This window comes from Thermostichus lividus PCC 6715 (assembly GCF_002754935.1).
Lineage (GTDB): Bacteria > Cyanobacteriota > Cyanobacteriia > Thermosynechococcales > Thermosynechococcaceae > Thermosynechococcus > Thermosynechococcus lividus.
Genome location: NZ_CP018092.1, coordinates 1,585,809 through 1,605,707 on the forward strand (window position 1 = coordinate 1,585,809; position 19,899 = coordinate 1,605,707).

Annotated in this window: 20 protein-coding genes and 1 pseudogene; 9 read left to right on the forward strand and 12 right to left on the reverse strand. The window is 53.0% G+C overall.

Features of this window, described 5'->3' with window-relative positions; genetic code table 11:
• Positions 1-31: 31 nt before the first annotated feature.
• Positions 32-1,669, forward strand: coding sequence for a chaperonin GroEL (groL, locus tag BRW62_RS07980; protein ID WP_099799000.1), 1,638 nt, complete (start codon positions 32-34; stop codon positions 1,667-1,669).
• Between the two features lie 175 nt (positions 1,670-1,844).
• Here groL and BRW62_RS07985 read toward each other — a convergent pair whose 3' ends face one another.
• The gene (locus BRW62_RS07985) at positions 1,845-3,077 is read right to left on the reverse strand and encodes an RNA-guided endonuclease InsQ/TnpB family protein (RefSeq protein WP_099799001.1); all 1,233 of its coding nucleotides are present in this window, start codon (positions 3,075-3,077) and stop codon (positions 1,845-1,847) included.
• Positions 3,078-3,123: 46 nt separating this feature from the next.
• Between BRW62_RS07985 and tnpA the strand changes: the two are divergent.
• Positions 3,124-3,527: pseudogene (gene tnpA, locus BRW62_RS07990) on the forward strand (IS200/IS605 family transposase).
• Between the two features lie 143 nt (positions 3,528-3,670).
• Here tnpA and BRW62_RS07995 read toward each other — a convergent pair.
• The 3 genes from BRW62_RS07995 to BRW62_RS08005 all read right to left on the reverse strand — a co-directional run bounded on the left by BRW62_RS07995 (position 3,671) and on the right by BRW62_RS08005 (position 5,644).
• Positions 3,671-4,141 (reverse strand): coiled-coil domain-containing protein, encoded by a 471-nt coding sequence (locus tag BRW62_RS07995; protein ID WP_099799002.1) that lies wholly within the window; start codon positions 4,139-4,141, stop codon positions 3,671-3,673.
• A gap of 10 nt (positions 4,142-4,151) precedes the next feature.
• On the reverse strand, positions 4,152-5,321 hold the full coding sequence (locus BRW62_RS08000) for a cysteine desulfurase family protein (RefSeq protein WP_099799003.1): 1,170 nt from the start codon (positions 5,319-5,321) through the stop codon (positions 4,152-4,154).
• A gap of 92 nt (positions 5,322-5,413) precedes the next feature.
• Positions 5,414-5,644 carry a hypothetical protein gene (locus BRW62_RS08005; RefSeq protein ID WP_099799004.1) on the reverse strand — a complete coding sequence of 77 codons (231 nt, stop codon included), beginning with the start codon at positions 5,642-5,644 and terminating at the stop codon, positions 5,414-5,416.
• A 191-nt stretch (positions 5,645-5,835) separates the two neighbouring features.
• Here BRW62_RS08005 and aspS point away from each other — a divergent pair, with 191 nt between their 5' ends.
• Positions 5,836-7,629: an aspartate--tRNA ligase gene (gene aspS, locus BRW62_RS08010; RefSeq protein WP_099799005.1), complete on the forward strand. Its 1,794-nt coding sequence runs from the start codon at positions 5,836-5,838 to the stop codon at positions 7,627-7,629.
• Here the strand turns inward: aspS and BRW62_RS08015 are convergent.
• The 5 genes from BRW62_RS08015 to BRW62_RS08030 all read right to left on the reverse strand — a co-directional run bounded on the left by BRW62_RS08015 (position 7,626) and on the right by BRW62_RS08030 (position 11,431).
• Positions 7,626-8,057 (reverse strand): gamma-glutamylcyclotransferase family protein, encoded by a 432-nt coding sequence (locus BRW62_RS08015; RefSeq protein ID WP_099799006.1) that lies wholly within the window; start codon positions 8,055-8,057, stop codon positions 7,626-7,628. The genes aspS and BRW62_RS08015 overlap by 4 nt on opposite strands.
• A 9-nt stretch (positions 8,058-8,066) precedes the next feature.
• The gene (locus BRW62_RS13400) at positions 8,067-8,552 is read right to left on the reverse strand and encodes an SUMF1/EgtB/PvdO family nonheme iron enzyme (RefSeq protein WP_198405946.1); all 486 of its coding nucleotides are present in this window, start codon (positions 8,550-8,552) and stop codon (positions 8,067-8,069) included.
• 11 nt (positions 8,553-8,563) lie between these two features.
• Positions 8,564-9,184, reverse strand: a complete 621-nt coding sequence (locus BRW62_RS13405) for a DinB family protein (RefSeq protein ID WP_198405947.1) — start codon at positions 9,182-9,184, stop codon at positions 8,564-8,566.
• A 114-nt stretch (positions 9,185-9,298) separates the two neighbouring features.
• The gene (locus tag BRW62_RS08025; protein WP_099799007.1) at positions 9,299-11,068 is read right to left on the reverse strand and encodes an ABC transporter ATP-binding protein; all 1,770 of its coding nucleotides are present in this window, start codon (positions 11,066-11,068) and stop codon (positions 9,299-9,301) included.
• Between the two features lie 18 nt (positions 11,069-11,086).
• Positions 11,087-11,431: a hypothetical protein gene (locus BRW62_RS08030; RefSeq protein WP_099799008.1), complete on the reverse strand. Its 345-nt coding sequence runs from the start codon at positions 11,429-11,431 to the stop codon at positions 11,087-11,089.
• A 356-nt stretch (positions 11,432-11,787) separates the two neighbouring features.
• Between BRW62_RS08030 and BRW62_RS08035 the strand changes: the two genes are divergently transcribed.
• The 3 genes from BRW62_RS08035 (at position 11,788) to psaX (ending at position 14,521) form a co-directional block, all read left to right on the forward strand.
• The gene (locus BRW62_RS08035; protein ID WP_099799009.1) at positions 11,788-13,236 is read left to right on the forward strand and encodes a cytochrome ubiquinol oxidase subunit I; all 1,449 of its coding nucleotides are present in this window, start codon (positions 11,788-11,790) and stop codon (positions 13,234-13,236) included.
• 12 nt (positions 13,237-13,248) lie between these two features.
• Positions 13,249-14,262, forward strand: a complete 1,014-nt coding sequence (gene cydB, locus BRW62_RS08040) for a cytochrome d ubiquinol oxidase subunit II (protein WP_099799010.1) — start codon at positions 13,249-13,251, stop codon at positions 14,260-14,262.
• A 139-nt stretch (positions 14,263-14,401) separates the two neighbouring features.
• Complete coding sequence (gene psaX / locus BRW62_RS08045; RefSeq protein WP_099799011.1) at positions 14,402-14,521, forward strand: photosystem I protein PsaX; 120 nt, start codon at positions 14,402-14,404, stop codon at positions 14,519-14,521.
• A gap of 7 nt (positions 14,522-14,528) precedes the next feature.
• Here psaX and ylqF read toward each other — a convergent pair whose 3' ends face one another.
• Entirely contained in the window at positions 14,529-15,389 is an 861-nt protein-coding gene (gene ylqF, locus BRW62_RS08050) for a ribosome biogenesis GTPase YlqF (protein WP_099799012.1), read from the reverse strand.
• A 420-nt stretch (positions 15,390-15,809) separates the two neighbouring features.
• Here ylqF and BRW62_RS08055 point away from each other — a divergent pair, with 420 nt between their 5' ends.
• From BRW62_RS08055 to BRW62_RS08065, 3 genes are all read left to right on the forward strand, one after another.
• Positions 15,810-17,237 carry a form I ribulose bisphosphate carboxylase large subunit gene (locus BRW62_RS08055; protein ID WP_099799013.1) on the forward strand — a complete coding sequence of 476 codons (1,428 nt, stop codon included), beginning with the start codon at positions 15,810-15,812 and terminating at the stop codon, positions 17,235-17,237.
• A 65-nt stretch (positions 17,238-17,302) separates the two neighbouring features.
• The gene (gene rcbX / locus BRW62_RS08060) at positions 17,303-17,689 is read left to right on the forward strand and encodes a RuBisCO chaperone RbcX (RefSeq protein ID WP_099799014.1); all 387 of its coding nucleotides are present in this window, start codon (positions 17,303-17,305) and stop codon (positions 17,687-17,689) included.
• A 38-nt stretch (positions 17,690-17,727) separates the two neighbouring features.
• Positions 17,728-18,084 carry a ribulose bisphosphate carboxylase small subunit gene (locus tag BRW62_RS08065; RefSeq protein ID WP_099799015.1) on the forward strand — a complete coding sequence of 119 codons (357 nt, stop codon included), beginning with the start codon at positions 17,728-17,730 and terminating at the stop codon, positions 18,082-18,084.
• A gap of 113 nt (positions 18,085-18,197) precedes the next feature.
• Here the strand turns inward: BRW62_RS08065 and psbD are convergent, their stop codons facing one another.
• Together psbD and BRW62_RS08075 are read right to left on the reverse strand one after the other, a co-directional pair.
• The gene (gene psbD, locus BRW62_RS08070) at positions 18,198-19,256 is read right to left on the reverse strand and encodes a photosystem II D2 protein (photosystem q(a) protein) (protein WP_099799577.1); all 1,059 of its coding nucleotides are present in this window, start codon (positions 19,254-19,256) and stop codon (positions 18,198-18,200) included.
• Between the two features lie 132 nt (positions 19,257-19,388).
• Complete coding sequence (locus tag BRW62_RS08075) at positions 19,389-19,895, reverse strand: GNAT family N-acetyltransferase (RefSeq protein ID WP_099799016.1); 507 nt, start codon at positions 19,893-19,895, stop codon at positions 19,389-19,391.
• Between the last annotated feature and the right edge of the window lie 4 nt (positions 19,896-19,899).

The following is a 19,899-nucleotide window of genomic DNA, read 5'->3' on the forward strand; positions in this document are numbered from 1 at the left end:
TACTGTTGAACAACTGAGGTAGGAAACACCTATGGCAAAACGTATCATCTACAACGAAAATGCTCGTCGCGCCCTTGAAAAAGGCATGGACATCTTGGCTGAGTCCGTGGCTGTCACCCTTGGCCCCAAAGGTCGTAACGTCGTCTTGGAAAAGAAATTTGGTGCCCCGCAAATTATTAACGACGGCGTCACCATTGCCAAAGAAATTGAACTAGAAGACCACATTGAAAATACGGGTGTTGCCCTGATTCGCCAAGCTGCCTCTAAAACCAACGATGCCGCTGGCGATGGTACTACCACCGCTACCGTGCTAGCTCACGCCATGGTCAAAGAAGGGCTACGCAACGTTGCAGCCGGAGCGAACCCCATCTCCCTAAAACGCGGCATTGACAAAGCTACCCAATTCTTAGTGGATAAAATTGCTGCCCACGCTCGCTCCGTCGAAGACTCAAAAGCCATTGCCCAAGTGGCAGCCATCTCTGCCGGTAACGATGAAGAAGTGGGTCGGATGATTGCCGATGCCATGGACAAAGTAGGTAAGGAAGGGGTAATTTCCCTTGAAGAAGGCAAATCCATGACCACGGAATTGGAGGTCACCGAAGGGATGCGCTTTGACAAAGGCTACATCTCTCCCTACTTTGCCACTGATACCGAGCGGATGGAAGCCGTTCTCGATGAGCCGTTTGTTCTCATCACCGATAAAAAAATCACTCTGGTTCAAGACCTCGTGCCCATCCTAGAGCAAGTGGCGCGTGCTGGCAAACCCTTAGTGATTATTGCTGAGGACATTGAGAAAGAAGCGCTGGCCACCCTAGTGGTGAACCGCCTGCGTGGGGTGCTCAATGTGGCTGCCGTTAAAGCTCCTGGCTTTGGCGATCGCCGTAAAGCCATGCTGGAAGACATTGCGGTGCTCACTGCCGGTCAGGTGATTACCGAAGATGCGGGTCTGAAACTCGACAACACCAAATTGGATATGTTGGGTAAAGCTCGCCGCATCACCATTACTAAGGACACCACCACGATTGTGGCCGAAGGTAACGAAAAAGCCGTGAAAGCCCGTTGTGAGCAAATCCGTCGGCAAATTGAGGAAACCGATTCCAGCTACGACAAAGAGAAGCTGCAAGAGCGGTTAGCCAAGCTGGCGGGTGGCGTAGCCGTGATTAAAGTGGGTGCCGCCACCGAAACTGAAATGAAAGATCGCAAGCTGCGTCTCGAAGATGCCATCAACGCGACCAAAGCAGCCGTTGAAGAAGGCATTGTCCCCGGCGGTGGCACAACCCTTGCCCACCTAGCACCCGAACTGAGCAACTGGGCTGCGGAACACTTAACCGGTGAGGAGCTCATTGGAGCTAACATCGTTGAGCGTGCCCTCAGTGCTCCGCTGCGCCGCATCGCTGAAAATGCTGGTCAAAATGGAGCCATCATTTTTGAGCGGGTCAAAGAAAAAGACTTTAATGTAGGTTACGATGCAGCCAAAGACGAGTACGTCGATATGTTTGCAGCTGGCATTGTTGACCCTGCTAAAGTCACCCGTTCGGCGCTGCAAAACGCAGCCTCTATTGCTGGCATGGTGCTGACCACCGAGTGCATTATCGTCGATAAACCCGAGCCAAAAGATAATGCTCCCGCAGGGGCAGGCGCTGGCATGGGGGGTGACTTCGACTACTAGTTTCTTAACGAACTAGCATCACCCATGATTCATTGCCAGTGGCAACGTAACCTGTTCCAAAGTTAGACAACTCACAACGGAATCAGGAATTAGGTAAAGCGGGGAGTGACTCTCCGCTTTTTTATTGGGCTAAAAGGGAGCATTGACACTCCCACCGACTAACGTCGGGGGATTCTTACGTAGTCCACAAACGAACTCGTAAAGGCGTGAGCAAACCGCCCCTACACAGTTCCTTGAGGCAAAGCCCCAAAGTTCTGCTTACTTTTCTGAGTAGGTTAGCTGAGGCATTAGCGTCCGCATTGACCAGCCATCCTTTGGCTGTTTGGTACAAGCCCCGTTTCACTCGTTTCCCAGATGCCTGCCACCCGTCGGGTTTTTCACCATAATTAGGTAGCTCATCCCCATCCGAGAAACTAGCTTGGGAACTATACGCTTCATCAACCTCAATAAACTCAATACCGTAATGTTGACATAGTTCTGCTATACGCTGCTTCAACCGACCTGTGGGAATAGACACAAAGTTTTGGTTGTTGACTCTGCCTAGATTAGATTCCTGTTTCTGCCCCTTATTCCAGCCAAAGATAACTTTGCCGATAGAGTGGTCTAGGCAGTAGTTGATTACCAAACGGGCGGCTTTGTTGATAGCATCTCGCATCCTGCGATTTCTTTTCTCAGTGATAGAATCTAATTGCCGAGACCAAAACCCTTGCGGTTTACCAGTTTTGAGCCTAGCCACTTGCTTGTTGTACCGCTGATTGAAAGATTTGACCTTGCGCCCATCAATGATAAAGCTATGTCCTAGATTGGTGACACAAGTAAGCCAGTTATTGACTCCATGATCAATTGCTAGAGCCTTTGCTGGGTCAAGGGGTTTGGGTTCAGGAGGCTTGACATATACCCACTCCAAGTAAAATGCTCCATTACGAGATAGGATGCGCAATTCTTTAATGTCCTCCCACTGCAAATTGGTGGGAAATTGCACCCACAACGTATCTATTCCAAACCACGCCTTGACTTGGAGTCCAAGAGGTACTCTAACCTGCCCCTCGTGAATTTTTAGCCACTTTTTAGGATAGGCTACAGTAAACAATCCAGCCTTACGGTAAGCTGGCAGTCTTGGTTTTGCTCCTAGTCGGAGATTTGCCTTAAAACTACTTAGTGCCTCTGCTACTGATTTACAGGTCTGTTGCGCAGAAGAAACATACATTGCCATAAAGTGCTTGTTTTTGGTTCTTGTCATCTCTGCACAAAGGTTAGCGTAACTTACAAGTCGTTTCGTCTTGAAATAGACCTGTCTTGCATAGTACAGAGCGCAGTTATACACCTTGTTAGACTGCTGACATAGGTACTCTAGAATAGGCATTAGCCCTTTGTCGTTGATGAAAACCTGTTGACATCCATATTCCATATTTGTTGATAGGTGGTATGATAACTACAGTCATAGCATAGCGACAATGAGAAAGGAAAGCCAAAAATATAATCATTACAATCATGGGGTGGGGTTAGCGATTGTCCATCTAGTCTTTTGTCCTAAGAGAAGGAAAAAGTTCTGGTGGGAGAAATAAGGGATAGACTGTTTGAGCTATGGCAGGCGTTATCCAGCGAAAAAGGTTGGCATATTAGGGCGCTTGAGATAGCCCCAGACCATGTTCACCTCTTTCTTGAAATCAAGCCTACTGACCCGATTCACTTAGTAGTAAAAGCATTTAAGGGTAGGGCATCCAGATACTTGCGACAGGAATTTCCTAGCCTGCGAAAACTTCCTAGCCTTTGGAGTAGGAGTTATTTCTTCTGCACTGCGGGAAATGCTAGCGCTGAGGTAATCCAGAACTATATCAATGATCCACATCATTGGTGAGCAACTAAAGTTGCTAGGTAGCTTTTCCTCCCCGTACTAAAGTACGGGGCTACCAAGCTATCCCTCTGTGTCGATTCCCTTTGTGCATACTCCACTCAAAATTCTGCTACCGCTGAAGCCTAGGCCACTAGCTCCGTCGGATTTCATTGCTGAGACGAGTTCGATCCAGTTTCTTCGTGGGGTAAAAAAGGTAGGCTCTCCCACCATGTTTGATAATTTTTGGTCATTTCGTGCCACCAATCTGGGGGTTGGTTCAGGGCGTGTTGAAGGCGATCGCGTTCCTGTTCAAGGCGATGCAGGTTTTGCTCTAGTTGTTGATAGGTCGCTTCTAAGGTTGTCAACTGTTGGCTAAGGGCTTGGTGTTGCTGTTGCCAGTGGTCGCGATCGCGCAATAGGTTTTGGTTGTCGGTGCTTATTTGTTGCAGTTGTTGCCGCAGTTGAGCGCACTCAGCTTGGCATTGACTAAGTTCCCTTTGATAGCGATCGCGCTCTTTCTCAATGCGGGAGGGGTGTTGCGCCCACCGCAGGAGGGTGAATAGCAGTATTGCGGTTATCCCTATGCCGTAAAGGGTCAGGGCGAAGGAACCTTGATCAGAGAGCGTCGCCAGTAGCATAGGTGTGCCTTTAGCTGAGAGACATGGGAACCGCAGGCGCGATCGCGTCGGCCAGATACTGCCGCAGTACCATAACCAACCAATCGATGTCCTCGGCAGTGGTCTGGTGCCCCAACGTAATGCGGATCCCCGCTTTGGCTGTGTCCGGATCATACCCCATGGCCAATAGGGTGCTGCTGGGCTGGGTTTGACCGCTGTGACACGCCGAGCCAGCACTAACGGCTATCCCCGCCAGATTCAGTTGGCGGACAAAGGTTTTGCCATTGAGGGGCTGACCGTGGCGATCGCGCAGGATCACACTTACATGATGGGGCAAACGCTGCCACGGATGACCAGTGAGTTCTACTTGGGGATGCATCTGCAATTGTTGCCAGAGGCGATCGCGCAGTTGAATCAGCCGTGGGTGCTCTGTCTCTAATTCCGCAGCAGCACGTTCCGCCGCAACCCCAAATCCCACCAATGTCGGCACCGCCGGTGTGCCCGAGCGCAGCCCCAGTTCTTGGCCGCCACCGCGCAACAGAGGCTCTAGCGCTAGCCCCGAGCGCACATAGAGGGCACCGGCTCCTTGGGGGCCATAGATCTTATGGCTAGACAACGATAGTAAATCGACCCCTAAGCGCCGCACATCGAGGGGACATCGCCCAGCCACTTGCACCGCATCGGTGTGAAAGCGTACCCCCGCCTCCTGACAAATAGCCGCCAACTCAGCAATGGGTTGCAGCGTCCCCACTTCACTTTGGCCATAGATCACTGAAACAAGTACGGTATTATCCCGTAGAGCTTGGCGCAGTTGAGCCGGTTCCACCTGCCCCCAACGATTGACCCCAAGATAGGTCACCTGCCACCCTTGGGCAGCGAGGGCAGCGGCTGGCTTAGCGATAGCCGAATGCTCAACGGCAGAAATAATCAGATGTTGTGGCGTGGAGTACTGCTGGGTGATCCCCGCCAAGGCCAAATTATCGGCTTCCGTGCCCCCCGAGGTAAAAATAATTTCGTCAGCATGGGCGTTGATTAAGGCTGCCACTTGCATCCGTGCCTGCTCTAGGGCGATCGCCGCCCGTTGACCCCACGCGTGAATACTAGCGGGGTTTCCCCACTGCTGCTCATAGGCCGCCAGCATTGCCGCTAAGACCTCGGCACGACAGGGCGTGGTGGCACCATAGTCAAAATAAAGTTGCATCGGTGGGCACGAATCACGGCAGATCGGGGCTGCTCGTTTGGAGTTCCCACAATGACATCCTCGGTATGCTGAGGCAGTGGCTGGCAAGTCCCCTACGCTAATTCTACCGGATCAGTTTCGGGGTCACGGGGGCTGCCAAAGCGTTCAATTTGCGAGAGCACCCGAATCTGACCGGTAATAATCCCCATGGTCAGTTCCTGCATCGCCTCGTACTCAGGCGTTCCTACAGCGGTCTGCCACAGCAATTGGTTGATTTGTCGCTCTTGGCTGGGAGTGACAATGCGCGTAGCTTTGATGCGTTGGATAATGTTGACAAGGGTCATAAGCAACTGCACTGAATTCAACTGCGCTGGCTCTACTATGGCACTGGCTGACCAAATGTAACTGTGATGGCAGCCACACGCAGGAGTGATTCCCGTCACACAGACCGTGCCATTTGGAGAGGGGAAACCGCTAAAAACCGCTAAAATAGTAAGGCTTTAGCGACTGGCCATTAGATTATCACTTGGGGTTTATGCGAACGCACTACTGCGGCAATGTCCGCGTCAGCGATGTTGAGTCCACCGTTACGCTCTACGGCTGGGTCGATCGGCGTCGGGATCACGGCGGGGTGATTTTTATCGACTTGCGCGATCGCTCCGGCATTGTCCAGATTGTCAGCGATCCTCAGCGTACCCCTGAGTCGTATCAACAGGCCGATCGCCTACGCAGTGAGTACGTCATTAAGGTGGTGGGTCGCGTCAGTCAACGGCCTGCCGATTCGTTGAACCCTAAACTGGCAACGGGCGACATCGAAGTGTATGCCGATCACATCGAACTCCTCAATCCGGTGCGGCAACAATTGCCCTTTAGCATCTCCGCCGCTGAACAGGAGCAGGTGCGCGAAGAGGTGCGGCTGCGCTATCGCTACCTCGATTTGCGACGGGAGCGTATGGCCCACAACCTACAGTTACGCCATCGCGTGGTGCAGGCAATGCGCCGTTTCCTTGAAGACGAGGCAGGCTTTATTGAAGTTGAAACCCCCATCCTGACCCGCTCAACCCCAGAGGGTGCCCGCGATTATTTAGTGCCCAGCCGTGTCAACCCCGGGGAATGGTTTGCCCTACCCCAATCGCCACAGTTATTTAAGCAATTGCTGATGGTGGCAGGGTGCGATCGCTACTACCAGATTGCCCGCTGCTTCCGGGATGAAGATCTCAGAGCCGATCGCCAGCCAGAATTTACCCAACTGGACATGGAAATGAGCTTCATGGGGCAAGATGAGATCCTCGCCCTTAACGAAGCCTTAGTGTGCCACATCTTCAAGACCGTCAAAGGCATTGAGCTGCCCCGGCCGTTTCCCCGCCTCAGCTACCATGAAGCCATGGATCGCTATGGCACCGACAAACCGGACACCCGCTACGGCTTGGAACTTGTCGATGTCTCAGATTTACTCAAAGACTGTGGCTTCAAGGTCTTTAGTGGGGCGATCGCCCAAGGGGGGATTGTCAAAATTCTGCCCATTCCCAACGGCAACGATCGCATCTCCAACGTGCGGATTAAACCCGGCGGCGATCTGTTCCAAGAGGCAACCGCCGCAGGAGCTAAGGGCTTAGCCTATATCCGTGTGCGCGACAACGGCGACATCGATACCATTGGTGCCATTAAAGACAATCTTTCGCCAGAGCAAAAGGCTGAATTACTGAAGCGCACCGGCGCACAGCCAGGCCACCTGTTGTTATTTGGGGCAGGGGAAGTAGCCACGGTCAACAAAACCTTAGATCGCTTGCGGCAGACCATTGCCCGCGAGTTTGCCCTGATTGACCCAGCGGCCATCAACCTCCTTTGGATTGTGGACTTCCCAATGTTTGAGTGGAACGCCGAGGAAAAGCGCCTCGAAGCACTGCACCATCCCTTCACCGCGCCCCATCCCCACGATTTAGACAACCTGAAAACCGCCCGTGCCCAGGCCTACGATCTGATCTACAACGGCTACGAAGTAGGGGGAGGAAGCCTGCGCATTCACCAGCCCGAACTACAACGCCAAGTATTTGAAACCATTGGCTTGGATGAGACTGCGGCACAGGAAAAATTTGGCTTCTTACTAGAAGCGTTTGAGTTTGGCACGCCTCCCCACGGCGGCATTGCCTACGGCCTCGATCGCTTGGTGATGCTCTTGGCAGGGGAAGACTCTATTCGCGACACGATCGCCTTCCCCAAAACCCAGCAGGCTCGCTGTCTGCTCACGGGGGCACCCAGTGGTGTGGAGCCACAACAACTCAAGGAACTGCATGTCGTGCCTGCGAAGCCACCGCGGCGTAACCCCTAAGCTCGCAGATCCGTTTGCCGATTCCATACCCCTTCCGGCAACCATTCGCCACGCACCTGTTGTACCATGGCCACCGACATAATGTAGCCCCACGCTGTGGTCAAGGGGGTTCGATCCAGATCATAAACAGGGATACGCTGCCGCTGGTACGCGCTACGATCCGGTGGCAACTGAGGGTAATATCCTTCAAAGTTATCCAAGCGCTCTAATAGGGTGTCGGGTGGGTTCCTAAAGATGAGGAGTTCACCATGTACCCATCCTTCCTCTAGGGTCATAGCGGGGTAGCCCATGGGTAAATGGTAAAGACGACCTTGAGCTAAGGCAGGCTGGTGGGAGTGTAACCATGGTTGGCAGAGTTTCGTATGGGGATCATAGCCGGTCTTGAGGGTGCCATAGACAAAGAGGTAGAGAATGTCCGGTGGTGTCATCTTGTGCCCCTAGAAAACTCGTCTGACATACCGCGCTCCGGCAAAGACACCTCGGCTAGATCGCAGATACCAGTTGCGAAACGCAGATCGTTTGAGTAACGGTTGAGTGCACTCACTACCCCCCTTGAGAACGTAATGCTCCCCATCAAAATAGGGTGTGGAATAGCCTCGGTAGGGATAGCTTTGAAATCCGGCATAGGGTGCAAAGGGGGTTTGAACCCACTCCCAAACCAAGCCAGTGTAGGGTAAACCGTGTTGGCAGGCAATTTCCCATTCCTGTTCGCTGGGTAAACGCTTCCCTTGCGAGTAACCGTAAGCTTCAGCTTCGTAAAAACTCAAGCCCCACACCGGAGCGTGCAAATGATCATCGGGAATGGGGTAGAAGGGGGCTGTGATGCCATGGCTTTCGCGCCACTGCCACCCCGCTGCTGACCACCATTCTGGCCGCTGGTAGCCGCCATTCTCAACAAAGTTGCGGTATTGCCCCCACGTCACGGGTGCCGCATCTATGACAAAGGGGGACTCAGCACCAGATGAGAGGGCTGTTCATTATCTAAGGCCAGCAGATCATCTCGGCCAAGACGATACTCGCCTGCAGGTACAGCAAAGGGTGTCGTGACATCACCGATAGGCGGTGGATACCTGTTCAGCCGCCCCTGCATAGCCAAGACCATTTGCAGGGTTTCCGTGTGCTGGGCTTCGTGCTGCAATATCCACCACCACAGACGAGCCTCTTCCTGCCATTGGGACTCCGATAGCCGCCACAGGCGATCGCCCACCTCTTGGCGAATGTCTGCCAGATAGCTGAGTAACTCTGCCCGATCCGGTAGTTGCTGCCGCTCTGCTTTCGGACGACCATCCGCCGCAAACCAGTAGCGATGGCGATCGCTCACAGCGGGATGCGTGGGCTGATCCAAAAGCCACAGGGCTTCAGTAAAGCCAATATGCCCTAGATGCCAGCCCACCGGACTGTACAGGGGGTGAGGTTGGGTTCGCAGGGCTGAGTCTGGTAGATCCGCGATGAGCGCTAGGGTCTGTTGCCGCTGGTGTTGCCAAGCCTGCCAAAAGATCTCTCGCTGGTGCACGGCTAGGACTGTGCTAGAAGCAGAAATGTTGAATCCAGACATAAAACTTTACGTTTCAAGGTACATGACTCATACCCGTGTCTCCAGCCGCAAATCGCAACTCCAAGGCACGATTGAGCAACGATGACTCAGTTCCAGTTGTAAATACCGCTGTCTTCATCCGCCCTCAGACTGTAGGGTCGCTTCCACTTGGTATTGCTCCCACAGCGATTGGTACAGTCCGGAGACAGCCACTAACTCACTATGGGTGCCCTGCTGCACAATCCGCCCCCGATCCATGACAAGAATGCGATCGCAGGTGGCGGCAGCCGCCAGTTGGTGGGAGATAAACAGTACGGTTTGGCGGCGATCGTGCAATGCCCGCAGAATTTGACTGGCGGTTTGGTTATCGACACTGGCAAGGGCATCATCCAGCACTAAAATTGGGGCATTGACGAGTAGGGCACGGGCAAGGGCAGTGCGTTGTCGCTGTCCTCCAGAGAGGGTAATCCCCCGCTCCCCCACAAGGGTCTCGTACTGTTTGGGGAAGTTCAAGATTTCGTGGTGAATTTGTGCTTGGCTGGCGGCAGCAATTACTTTCAGTTCACTGGCCTCTGGTTCCCCATAGCGAATGTTGTTCTTGATGGTGGTGCTAAATAAAAAGCTTTCCTGAGGAACGTAGGCGATCGCCCCGCGCAGATCCGCTAGGCGTAGTCGGGTAATATCAATACCATCCAGGAAAATTTGGTTAGGGGCAATGTCCAACAAACGGGGTAAGGCACTGGCCAAGGTCGATTTGCCACAGCCAATGGGGCCAACAATGGCTACCATCTCGCCGGGCTGCACCTCAAAGGTCAGCCGATCTAAAACAGGGGTGCGGCGATTGGGATAGGTGTAGCTAAACTCCTGAAAGCGCAGATGCCCCTTCACCTGGGGCAATGACAGAGCATCGGGAGCATCCTTAATCCGTGGCTCTACACTCAAGATGGCCTCCACCCGATCGATGCTGACTTCTCCTCGCTGGTAGGTGGTAATCGTAAAGCCCAGCAGTGCCGTCGGAAAAATGAGGCGCTCTATATACAGCAGTAACGCTACAAAATCCCCGACCTGAATGGTGTTGTCGGCAATCATACGGCTGCCAAACCACAGCAAAATCAGCAGGCTAAAGCTGACCATGCCCCCTAACAGCGGAAATAAAATATTACGGGTTTTGGCGAGGACTAGGTTATTGGCTAGCAGTTCTGCGTTTAGGCGATCAAATTGGCGTTGTTCATTGGCTTCTTGGCCATAAATTTTAATTAGGGCAATGCCGCTCATGTCCTCTTGGATCAGATCACTGAGATCCGACAGGCTTTGCTGTACCTCCAGTTGCTCTGAGCGCAGGCGATCGCTAAAGGTTTGGACAATGAACAATACCGCCGGATAGACGGCGATCGCCCCTAAACTCAACCCCGGATGAATCGCCAGCATCATGGGTAGGGTGAAACCATAGGCAAAGAGAGTATTGACCGCACTCAGGAGGGCAAACCCCACTAAGCGGCGGATATTATCCACATCACTAGTGGCGCGGTTAATGAGGTCTCCAGCGGTATTTTCAGCAAAATAACTCGGCTCTAGCCGCAGTAGGTGCTCAAAGATGCGCTGCTTGAGGTCAAACTCAACCAAGCGACCCGCCCCAAAGATCCACAGCCGCGAAGCCATGCGAATCAACCACATCAACGAGGCCAAGCCAATCAATAGCAGGGCATAGAACACCACCCGCTGAAATTGAAATTGAGCCTGCAGCTCATCAATTGCTGTGCCAATCAGCAGCGGCAGGTACGTACCAAGCAGGTTCACCACCAATAGGGCAACCACCCCCGCCCAGATTTTAGTTTGATGGGGGCGCAGGTAATGCAGGAGACGGCGGAAGCGACTGGAACGGCCAGACTTAGGGGCAGCAATCATCACACGTGGCTCAGTGCCCTAGGGGGCGTCGATAAAGGCATTGAGGTCTTCAATCAACCGGCTGAGTTCCGCCTCCGTTGTCAGGCGAATAGACTCATCCCGCACCGTTAAAAGCACCTTGGCGGCGTAGGGATTGGGCCAAATATTGGGGTTACAAAACACTTCCAAAAACACCTCGCCAACGTGTTGGTATTCCATAACGGCTTGGGGGCTGATTTGACTACCGCTGGCCTTGGCGGTGGCGATCGCCCGCATGCCTTCCATGAGATCGTCAATTGCTGTCCGTAGGGACTGAGCCGCATCGCGGGAAAAACAGAATGCAACCGACCCCTCTACCAGATTAATGCGAATGCGATCGCTCATAGGTGTTGCCTTTTCACAGGGAGTTGACAGCAAAAGCACCAAGTAAAATTGACGCGCCCTAATATTGGGGGGACACTCCTCCAGCGGTGACTGCAAGGAAGACAGGGCAAGCGCTGTAGGTATCACCTCGCGGTTGGACATCCCTGCAATCTGGCCAGTCGTTCGTGCACATAGCTATTCTGCCATAGGTTGAACCTGAGGTTTTGGGAACAGCAGTGGCCTACTGCCTGTGGCGCATCGGGTGTAAACAAAGAGTAAAAAAAAGCTAAAGCTTTCCTGCAGATAGGGTGTTTGGCTTGTCAAAGCGGAATTGGTCTTGCTACAAGGTAGCTAGTCAAGCCTAGGGTACATCCAGAATGCTAGAGAGCTTAAATACAGTTGTGTTATCCCGCTGGCAGTTTGCCCTGACGGCAATTTTTCATATGCTCTGGCCAGTCCTCACCACGGGTATGGGCATTTACCTAGTAGTGATAGAAGGACTCTGGCTGAAAACGAAGAACCTCACCTACTACCACCATGCCCGCTTTTGGTCAAAGCTCTACATCCTGAACTTTGGCATTGGCGTGGCCTCTGGGTTGCCGATGGCGTTCCAGTTTGGCCTGAACTGGGCACCTTTTTCCCTAGCCGTGGGGGATTTTTTTGGGACGGTTCTCGGCTTTGAAGGCACGATGGCCTTTATGCTCGAAGCCAGTTTCTTAGGCATTATGGTCTTTGGCTGGCAGCGGGTTCCGCCCCTGATGCACTGGGTGGCCACCATTTGCGTTGCCTTTGGTGCCAACCTCTCAACGTTTTGGATTCTCTCGGCCAATTCTTGGCTGCAAACGCCTGCTGGGGGTGTTTTTGTCGATGGTAAGTTCCAGGTGCAAGACTATTTCCAAGCGATCGCCAACCCTTTCATGGTCAATAGCTTTTTGCACATGTTCTTTGCCACCCTAGAAACCTCCTTATTTGTGATTGGCGGCATTAGTGCTTGGTACCTACTGCAAAATCGCCTGCCTAACTTCTTTACCAAATCCTTGAAGGTGGTTCTGGTGATGGCCTTGATTGTTGCGCCGCTGCAAATTTTTGTGGGTCACCTGAGTGCCGAGCAAGTCTATCGCTATCAACCCGCTAAGCTGGCCGCCATGGAAGCCCAATGGGAGACCATTCCCGCCGGAACGTCCGCCAGTTGGAGTTTAATTGCCATCCCTGATGAAGCAACCCAAACCAATAAGGTGGACGTAAAAATTCCTGGCCTGCTCGGTTATTTACTGGAGCTAAAACCCACTCTGGATAGCCCTGTGCTGGGGTTGAAGGAGTGGGCACCGAGCGATCGCCCCCACCTGATTGGTCTGATCTACTATTCCTTCCGCACCATGATAGCCATTGGCCTGTATCTTGCTGCCTTAGTGAGCGTGACGGTATTTATTTGGTGGCGCACTGGCCTTGCTGGCGATCGCCTTGGCAACTACAAATGGCTGTGGTGGGGCTGGATTTTTGCCGGACCGCTGGGCTACATTGCGGTAGAAGCGGGTTGGATTGTGCGTTGCGTCGGACGGCAGCCGTGGATTGTCTATGGCCAAATGCGCACCGCAGAGGCTGCCTCGGCCTTACCGCCTCAAGTCGTCCTGTTTTCCCTCAGCGGCCTTGTTGCACTTTACACCATCTTTTTCTTTGCCGCCCTCTTTTTTGGTAGCCGCATCATCCAGAAAGGCCCCAACGTGGCCTTGCCCGTTCCCGGCCTACGTAATGCCGAAGAACTCGAAATTCGTATCAAAATGGCAGAGCATCAGCCCGATAGTCGCCCTCTAGAAACCCAGCAGTAACGGCAAACTCCTATGGACACCAATCCTCTAGCCCCCCTCCAGCATTTCCTGCCCCAGGTGTGGTTTTGCATTCTGGGTTTATTTCTGTTCCTCTACATTCTCCTCGATGGCTTTGATTTGGGCATTGGCATTCTGTCGCTGACCGCTAGCAGCGAGCAACGGCGGAATATCCTCATGACCAGCCTCGGCAATGTCTGGGATGCAAACGAAACATGGCTCGTGCTGATGGGGGGCTCCCTCTTTGGTGCCTTTCCCTTGGCCTACGCCACCATCCTCAATGCCCTTTACCTGCCCGCCGTCATCATGGTCGTAGGACTGATTTTGCGAGCCGTTTCCTTTGAATTTCGCGAAAACGCCAACAACAAGCGGGTATGGAACCTGACCTTTGGCGTTGGCAGTTTCTTGGCCGCCTTGGGGCAAGGGTTTGCCGTAGGCACTGTATTTGAAGGCATTAACGTCGATGCCGCGGGGAATTTTGCGGGCAGCATGTGGGACTGGCTGACATGGCACTCGGTTTTAGTGGCGCTGACCCTCATTCAAGGCTATGTTCTCATTGGCTCCACCTACTTAATCTACAAAACCAGCGGCGAGTTGCAGAACACCCACTATAAAACCGCCACCATTGCCACATGGACAACCTTGATCGGTGCCATTTTGATTACGATTACGGCTCCGATTTTCCATGTACAGGTGCGCGAACAACTGTTTCAGCCACCGCTGTTCTACGTTTTTGCTGCGATTCCCCTGTTGGGAGTGTTCCTCATTGCCATGCTACTGCGGAGCCTGAAGCGTCGCGAGGAATCTATGCCACTGGTCTGGACATTTCTGATTTTTCTTATGTCCTTTATTGGGCTGGGGTTTGTGATTTTTCCCAACATCATTCCCCCCAGTGTCACGATCTATGAGGCCTCGGCAGCCCCTAGCTCCCAAGTTTTTATGCTGATCTTTGTGGCCTTTTTAATTCCGATTATGCTGGCCTACAACCTCTATAACTATTTGGTATTCCGTGGCAAGGTGGTTGCCTAGAGACCCACCAACTGTTATGGCTACCTCCACTAGCGTTGATCTCGATGCCCTCAAGAGAGATTGCACCCTGTGCTGCTGTTGTGAATCCGTTGAGCAAAGCTGTTTGGTATAATCAGGGTGCCGTTTTCCATCAAAGAGGATGTCAACTATGGCAACAAAGTCTGCAAAGCCCACCTACACGTTTCGCACATTTTGGGCAGTGCTCCTGCTGGCGATTAACTTCTTGGTTGCCGCATACTACTTTGGCATCCTTAAGTAATCGGTAGTCATTGTTCGTTACCTAAGCGGCTAGGGGGGGGTTGCTCGAGGGCGATCGCCCCTAGTTGGCCGCGGCGATAGTCCTGTAGCAGTTGCCGGGCAGCGCGCTCAAGGTTACCGTGATAGCGCTGCTGTGCAAGATCGTAAAGATAACTCTCCCCAGAGCGATCGCCCACCGCCAGATCGTAGCGATCCTTGAGCCGGTGCTCCTGTTTCAGGTCTTTGAGCAACGCCACCAGCTCCGGCGCAATGCGGCACGGATCGTAAGCTGCTTCGCCAATATCGTCACAGATGGCCAGTTTAATAGCCGCCTGCTGATCCTGCAAGTTAGCAGGCAATATCCCCGGCGCATCAAGCAACTCCAAAATGGGAGAAATACGAATCCAGCGCAGTTGTCGCGTCACTCCGGGTCGCGCCGCACTTTCAGCAACGCGCTGCTGAAGGAGTCGATTAATCAGTGCCGACTTCCCAACATTGGGAAATCCCAACACCACAGCGCGTACCGCTCGTGCTTGCATCCCTCGCTGCTGCCGTCGTTGGTTAATAGTAGTTCCTGCTTTGAGGGCAGCATTTTGGAGCATGCGAATCCCTTGCCCCCGCTGCGCATTGGTAAAAAAAGGCACCTCGTCTTGACGACTGAACCACTGACTCCACCGTTGGCGATCGCCCTCCTGAATCATATCGACCCGATTTAGAACCAATAACCGCTGCTTCCCCCTTGCCCACTGGGCCATTTGAGGATGATGGCTGGCAAGGGGAATGCGGGCATCGCGCACCTCCAAAATGAGATCCACCTGCTTGAGCTGCTCTCGCAACGCCCGCTCCGCCTTGGCAATGTGGCCAGGATACCACTGAATTAACGAACCCATAGAAATTGCACTCCCTTTCTTGACATAACAATAGAGCGATCGCCCATAAGTACTAGTTTTGATTGACTATTGGCAATACTTCGATACAATTAAATAGATATAGGGCTATGCAAGTAAGCATTTGATTAGAAACCTATAAACAACTCTAAAGATTGATAACTCAAACCTATAGAATAATTAAGAATCTTCAAAGCAAAAGTTATTGCATTGGGTATCAACTAAGCTGATGCTTAAGCATAAGACCTACGACGACACAACAGACTTGCGGATGTTTGCACCATCTCGCTGAGTTTCGTATTGCTAAATTTTGCCCCAGCAGTGGGGTCAATCGTAGCGTTGCACACATATTCCATTGCAAAGGTTGCCAAGTGTAGAGGCTGCTCTCAACGGCACATTAACTGTTAAAAAGGAAAAACGTCTATGGCCTATACGCAATCAAAATCCCAGAAAACTGGGTATCAGGCTGGGGTAAAAGATTACCGCCTCACCTACTACACACCGGACTACACCCCCAAAGATACCGACATTCTAGCGGCATTTCGGGTCACCCCTCAGCCGGGTGTGCCCTTTGAAGAAGCGGCTGCTGCGGTGGCTGCGGAATCCTCCACCGGCACATGGACAACGGTGTGGACTGACCTCCTCACCGACTTAGATCGCTACAAAGGCCGCTGCTACGACATTGAGCCGCTGCCTGGCGAAGATAACCAGTTCATTGCCTACATTGCCTATCCCCTCGACCTGTTTGAGGAAGGCTCTGTTACCAACATGCTCACCTCCATCGTAGGGAACGTCTTTGGCTTCAAAGCCCTGAAAGCGCTACGCCTCGAAGACCTGCGAATTCCTGTTGCCTACCTGAAAACCTTCCAAGGGCCACCCCACGGTATCCAAGTCGAGCGGGACAAAATCAACAAGTATGGTCGCCCGCTGCTCGGTTGCACCATCAAACCGAAGCTGGGTCTATCGGCAAAAAACTACGGGCGTGCGGTTTATGAGTGTTTGCGCGGTGGTCTCGACTTCACCAAAGATGACGAGAACATCAACTCGCAACCCTTCCAACGCTGGCGCGATCGCTTCTTGTTTGTCGCCGATGCGATTCATAAAGCCCAAGCAGAAACCGGTGAAATCAAAGGTCACTACCTGAACGTTACCGCCGCCACCTGTGAAGAAATGCTGAAGCGGGCAGAGTTTGCCAAAGAACTCGAGATGCCGATCATCATGCATGACTTCCTCACCGCTGGGTTCACTGCCAACACCACCCTTTCCAAGTGGTGCCGCGACAATGGCGTGCTGTTGCACATCCACCGTGCTATGCATGCGGTGATTGACCGTCAGAAAAACCACGGGATGCACTTCCGCGTCTTAGCCAAGTGTCTGCGGATGTCTGGGGGCGACCACATCCACACGGGTACGGTGGTCGGCAAACTTGAAGGGGACAAAGCAGTCACCCTTGGCTTTGTCGATCTGCTGCGGGAAAACTATATCGAGCAAGATCGCTCCAAAGGCATTTACTTTACCCAAGACTGGGCATCGATGCCCGGCGTCATGGCCGTAGCCTCTGGTGGGATTCACGTTTGGCACATGCCTGCCCTCGTGGACATCTTTGGGGATGACGCTGTGCTGCAATTTGGTGGCGGTACCTTGGGTCACCCTTGGGGAAATGCGCCCGGCGCAACCGCCAACCGCGTTGCCCTTGAAGCCTGTGTCCAAGCCCGCAACGAAGGCCGTGACCTGATGCGTGAAGGCGGTGATATTATCCGTGAAGCAGCTCGCTGGAGTCCTGAGTTGGCTGCTGCCTGCGAACTGTGGAAAGAAATTAAATTTGAGTTTGAAGCTCAAGACACGATCTAGAGGGTGGTAATGGGGTTCAATCGGAGCTAAGCATAAAGTTGCTGCTGCGGTTTTCCCCCACGCCTATGGATGTTAAACACATTGCCAAACAAACCAGTAAAACCCTGATTAGTTACCTTACCTATCAGGCGGTGCGGACGGTAATTGCCCAGCTTGCAGAGACTGATCCACCGCGATCTCTGTGGTTGCAGCAATTTACCAGTCGTGAAAATGTTCAAGATGGCGAGCGCTACCTTGAGGCACTCTTTCGCGAGCAGCAGGATTTGGGCTTTCGTATTCTTACGGTGCGAGAGCATTTGGCAGAAATGGTGGCAGACTACTTACCGGAAATGCTGCGTACCGGCATCCAGCAGGCGAACCGACAGCAACGCTGCCAGCAATTAGAGCGGATGACCCAAGTGTCAGATGTCTCGGTTGAGGGCAGCCCACCCCCTGAATCAACAACCGACTGAATGCGATTGATTGTCCTTGTTTTTTGATTGAGGAACCTATGAAAACATTACCCAAAGAGCGTCGCTACGAAACCTTTTCTTACTTGCCGCCGCTGAGTGATGCCCAGATTGCGCGGCAAATTCAGTACACCATTGAGCAAGGCTACCACCCCTGCGTCGAGTTCAACGAAAGCTCTGATGCTGAAATCCGCTACTGGACCATGTGGAAGTTGCCCCTGTTCAACTGCACCAGCCCCCAAGAGGTACTCAACGAGGTGCAGCAGTGCCGCTCGGAATACCCCAACTGCTACATTCGTGTTGTGGCTTTTGACAACATTAAGCAGTGTCAGGTGATGAGCTTTATCGTCCACAAACCCAATCAGGGCAATAGTGGTTATAGCGGCTACCGTTACTAATCCCTAGCCCTATTACTACCTGCTTAAAACGGCAAAGCCCCCAGTCTGAGCATGGGGGCTTATTTTTTGCTCTAGGTTTTTGGCTCTAGGTGCTCATTCTCTCCCTAGAATTACTAGAGGGCGTTACCACGGGGGAGTACCTCTTCGGGGAAGACTAGGTTTTCATGGGGTTGGTCTTGCGGCGCCATCCACGCCCGAATCCCTTCGTTCAACAGAATGTTCTTGGTGTAGAACGTCTCGAACTCAGGATCTTCAGCCGCACGAATCTCTTGCGAAATGAAGTCGTAGGAGCGCAGGTTCACCGCTAGCCCTACGACTCCAATCGCACTCATCCACAGACCTGTCACTGGCACAAACAGCATAAAGAAGTGTAGCCAGCGCTTGTTCGAGAAGGCAATCCCAAAAATTTGGCTCCAGAACCGGTTCGCCGTCACCATCGAATAGGTCTCTTCCGACTGGGTGGGGGTAAAGGCACGGAAGGTACTGGCCCCTTCCCCATCCTGGAACAGGGTATTTTCAACCGTCGCACCGTGAATGGCACACAGTAGGGCACCCCCCAGCACCCCGGCAACCCCCATCATGTGGAAGGGGTTCAAGGTCCAGTTGTGGAACCCTTGGAAGAATAGCAAGAACCGGAAAATCGCCGCTACCCCAAAACTAGGCGCAAAGAACCAGCCCGACTGCCCCAGTGGGTAAATCAAAAAGACACTCACAAATACGGCAATCGGCGCACTAAAGGCAATGGCGTTGTAGGGGCGAATGCCAACCAAGCGGGCAATTTCAAACTGCCGCAGCATAAAGCCAATGAGGCCAAAGGCACCATGGAGGGCAATAAACGTCCACAGGCCTCCCAGTTGACACCAGCGGGTAAAGTCCCCTTGGGCTTCGGGTCCCCACAGCAGCAGCAGGGAGTGTCCCATACTGTTGGCCGGGGTCGAGACTGCCACGGTCAGGAAGTTACAGCCTTCCAAGTAGCTGGAGGCTAAGCCGTGGGTGTACCACGAGGTTACAAAGGTGGTGCCGGTCAGCCAACCACCCAGGGCAAGGTAGGCACAGGGGAACAGCAGGATGCCTGACCAGCCCACAAACACAAATCTGTCGCGCTTGAGCCAGTCGTCGAGAATGTCGAACCATCCTCGCTCCGCTGGCGCACGTCCGATTGCTATTGTCATGGAATTAAACTCCACAAAGATAATACCGGGTTCGCGCTTGGCTGCACCTTTAGGTTGCCCTAAAGATAAAGTGAGCGCCAAGTTTACGAATCTTAACAACGCTTTTAATCTAGCAAAGGTCGTTTTGAGATTTCAACTGCTGGCTTGGGATGACTGGCTCTGCGCCAATTGCCAAAGGGGGGCACCACTCAAGCGGCAAATGCGCCAGTCAGGTAACACCTCAGCACCAATGCCTTCATAAAAGGCAATGGCGGGATGGTTCCACTCAAGGACACTCCACTCTAGGCGGCCATAGTGGCGATCGCGGGCAATACGAGCCAGTGCTCTGATCAAAGCGATGCCAACTCCTTGGCGGCGATAGGTGGGCAGCACAAACAGATCTTCGAGGTAGAGTCCCGGTCGGGTCAAAAATGTGGAGTAGGTGGTAAAGAACAGGGCATAGGCAATCCCTTGGCCGTGGCTTTCAGCGAGGAGGGCTTCCGCGTAGGGGCGATCGCCAAACAGGTGCTCCCTTAGCTGCGCAACGGTGCCACTGACGCTATGGCTTAGATGTTCGTAGGCAGCTAGGTCTTGAATCAGGCGAAATAGAGTCGGTACATCGGCGGGGGCAGCCGCACGAATCTGGAATGCTAAGGACAAGGCA

Coding starts and splice junctions, on each gene's coding strand:
- BRW62_RS08015 (WP_099799006.1), bottom strand. CDS start 8,057: ATGACACCACCGGACATTCTCTACCTCTTTGTCTATGGCACCCTCAAG.
- cydB (WP_099799010.1), top strand. CDS start 13,249: ATGGACACCAATCCTCTAGCCCCCCTCCAGCATTTCCTGCCCCAGGTG.
- psaX (WP_099799011.1), top strand. CDS start 14,402: ATGTCAACTATGGCAACAAAGTCTGCAAAGCCCACCTACACGTTTCGC.
- BRW62_RS08055 (WP_099799013.1), top strand. CDS start 15,810: ATGGCCTATACGCAATCAAAATCCCAGAAAACTGGGTATCAGGCTGGG.
- BRW62_RS07985 (WP_099799001.1), bottom strand. CDS start 3,077: ATGGAATATGGATGTCAACAGGTTTTCATCAACGACAAAGGGCTAATG.
- ylqF (WP_099799012.1), bottom strand. CDS start 15,389: ATGGGTTCGTTAATTCAGTGGTATCCTGGCCACATTGCCAAGGCGGAG.
- psbD (WP_099799577.1), bottom strand. CDS start 19,256: ATGACAATAGCAATCGGACGTGCGCCAGCGGAGCGAGGATGGTTCGAC.
- rcbX (WP_099799014.1), top strand. CDS start 17,303: ATGGATGTTAAACACATTGCCAAACAAACCAGTAAAACCCTGATTAGT.
- BRW62_RS08000 (WP_099799003.1), bottom strand. CDS start 5,321: ATGCAACTTTATTTTGACTATGGTGCCACCACGCCCTGTCGTGCCGAG.
- BRW62_RS13405 (WP_198405947.1), bottom strand. CDS start 9,184: ATGTCTGGATTCAACATTTCTGCTTCTAGCACAGTCCTAGCCGTGCAC.
- BRW62_RS07995 (WP_099799002.1), bottom strand. CDS start 4,141: ATGCTACTGGCGACGCTCTCTGATCAAGGTTCCTTCGCCCTGACCCTT.
- BRW62_RS08065 (WP_099799015.1), top strand. CDS start 17,728: ATGAAAACATTACCCAAAGAGCGTCGCTACGAAACCTTTTCTTACTTG.
- BRW62_RS08035 (WP_099799009.1), top strand. CDS start 11,788: ATGCTAGAGAGCTTAAATACAGTTGTGTTATCCCGCTGGCAGTTTGCC.
- groL (WP_099799000.1), top strand. CDS start 32: ATGGCAAAACGTATCATCTACAACGAAAATGCTCGTCGCGCCCTTGAA.
- BRW62_RS08025 (WP_099799007.1), bottom strand. CDS start 11,068: ATGATTGCTGCCCCTAAGTCTGGCCGTTCCAGTCGCTTCCGCCGTCTC.
- BRW62_RS08005 (WP_099799004.1), bottom strand. CDS start 5,644: ATGACCCTTGTCAACATTATCCAACGCATCAAAGCTACGCGCATTGTC.
- aspS (WP_099799005.1), top strand. CDS start 5,836: ATGCGAACGCACTACTGCGGCAATGTCCGCGTCAGCGATGTTGAGTCC.
- BRW62_RS08030 (WP_099799008.1), bottom strand. CDS start 11,431: ATGAGCGATCGCATTCGCATTAATCTGGTAGAGGGGTCGGTTGCATTC.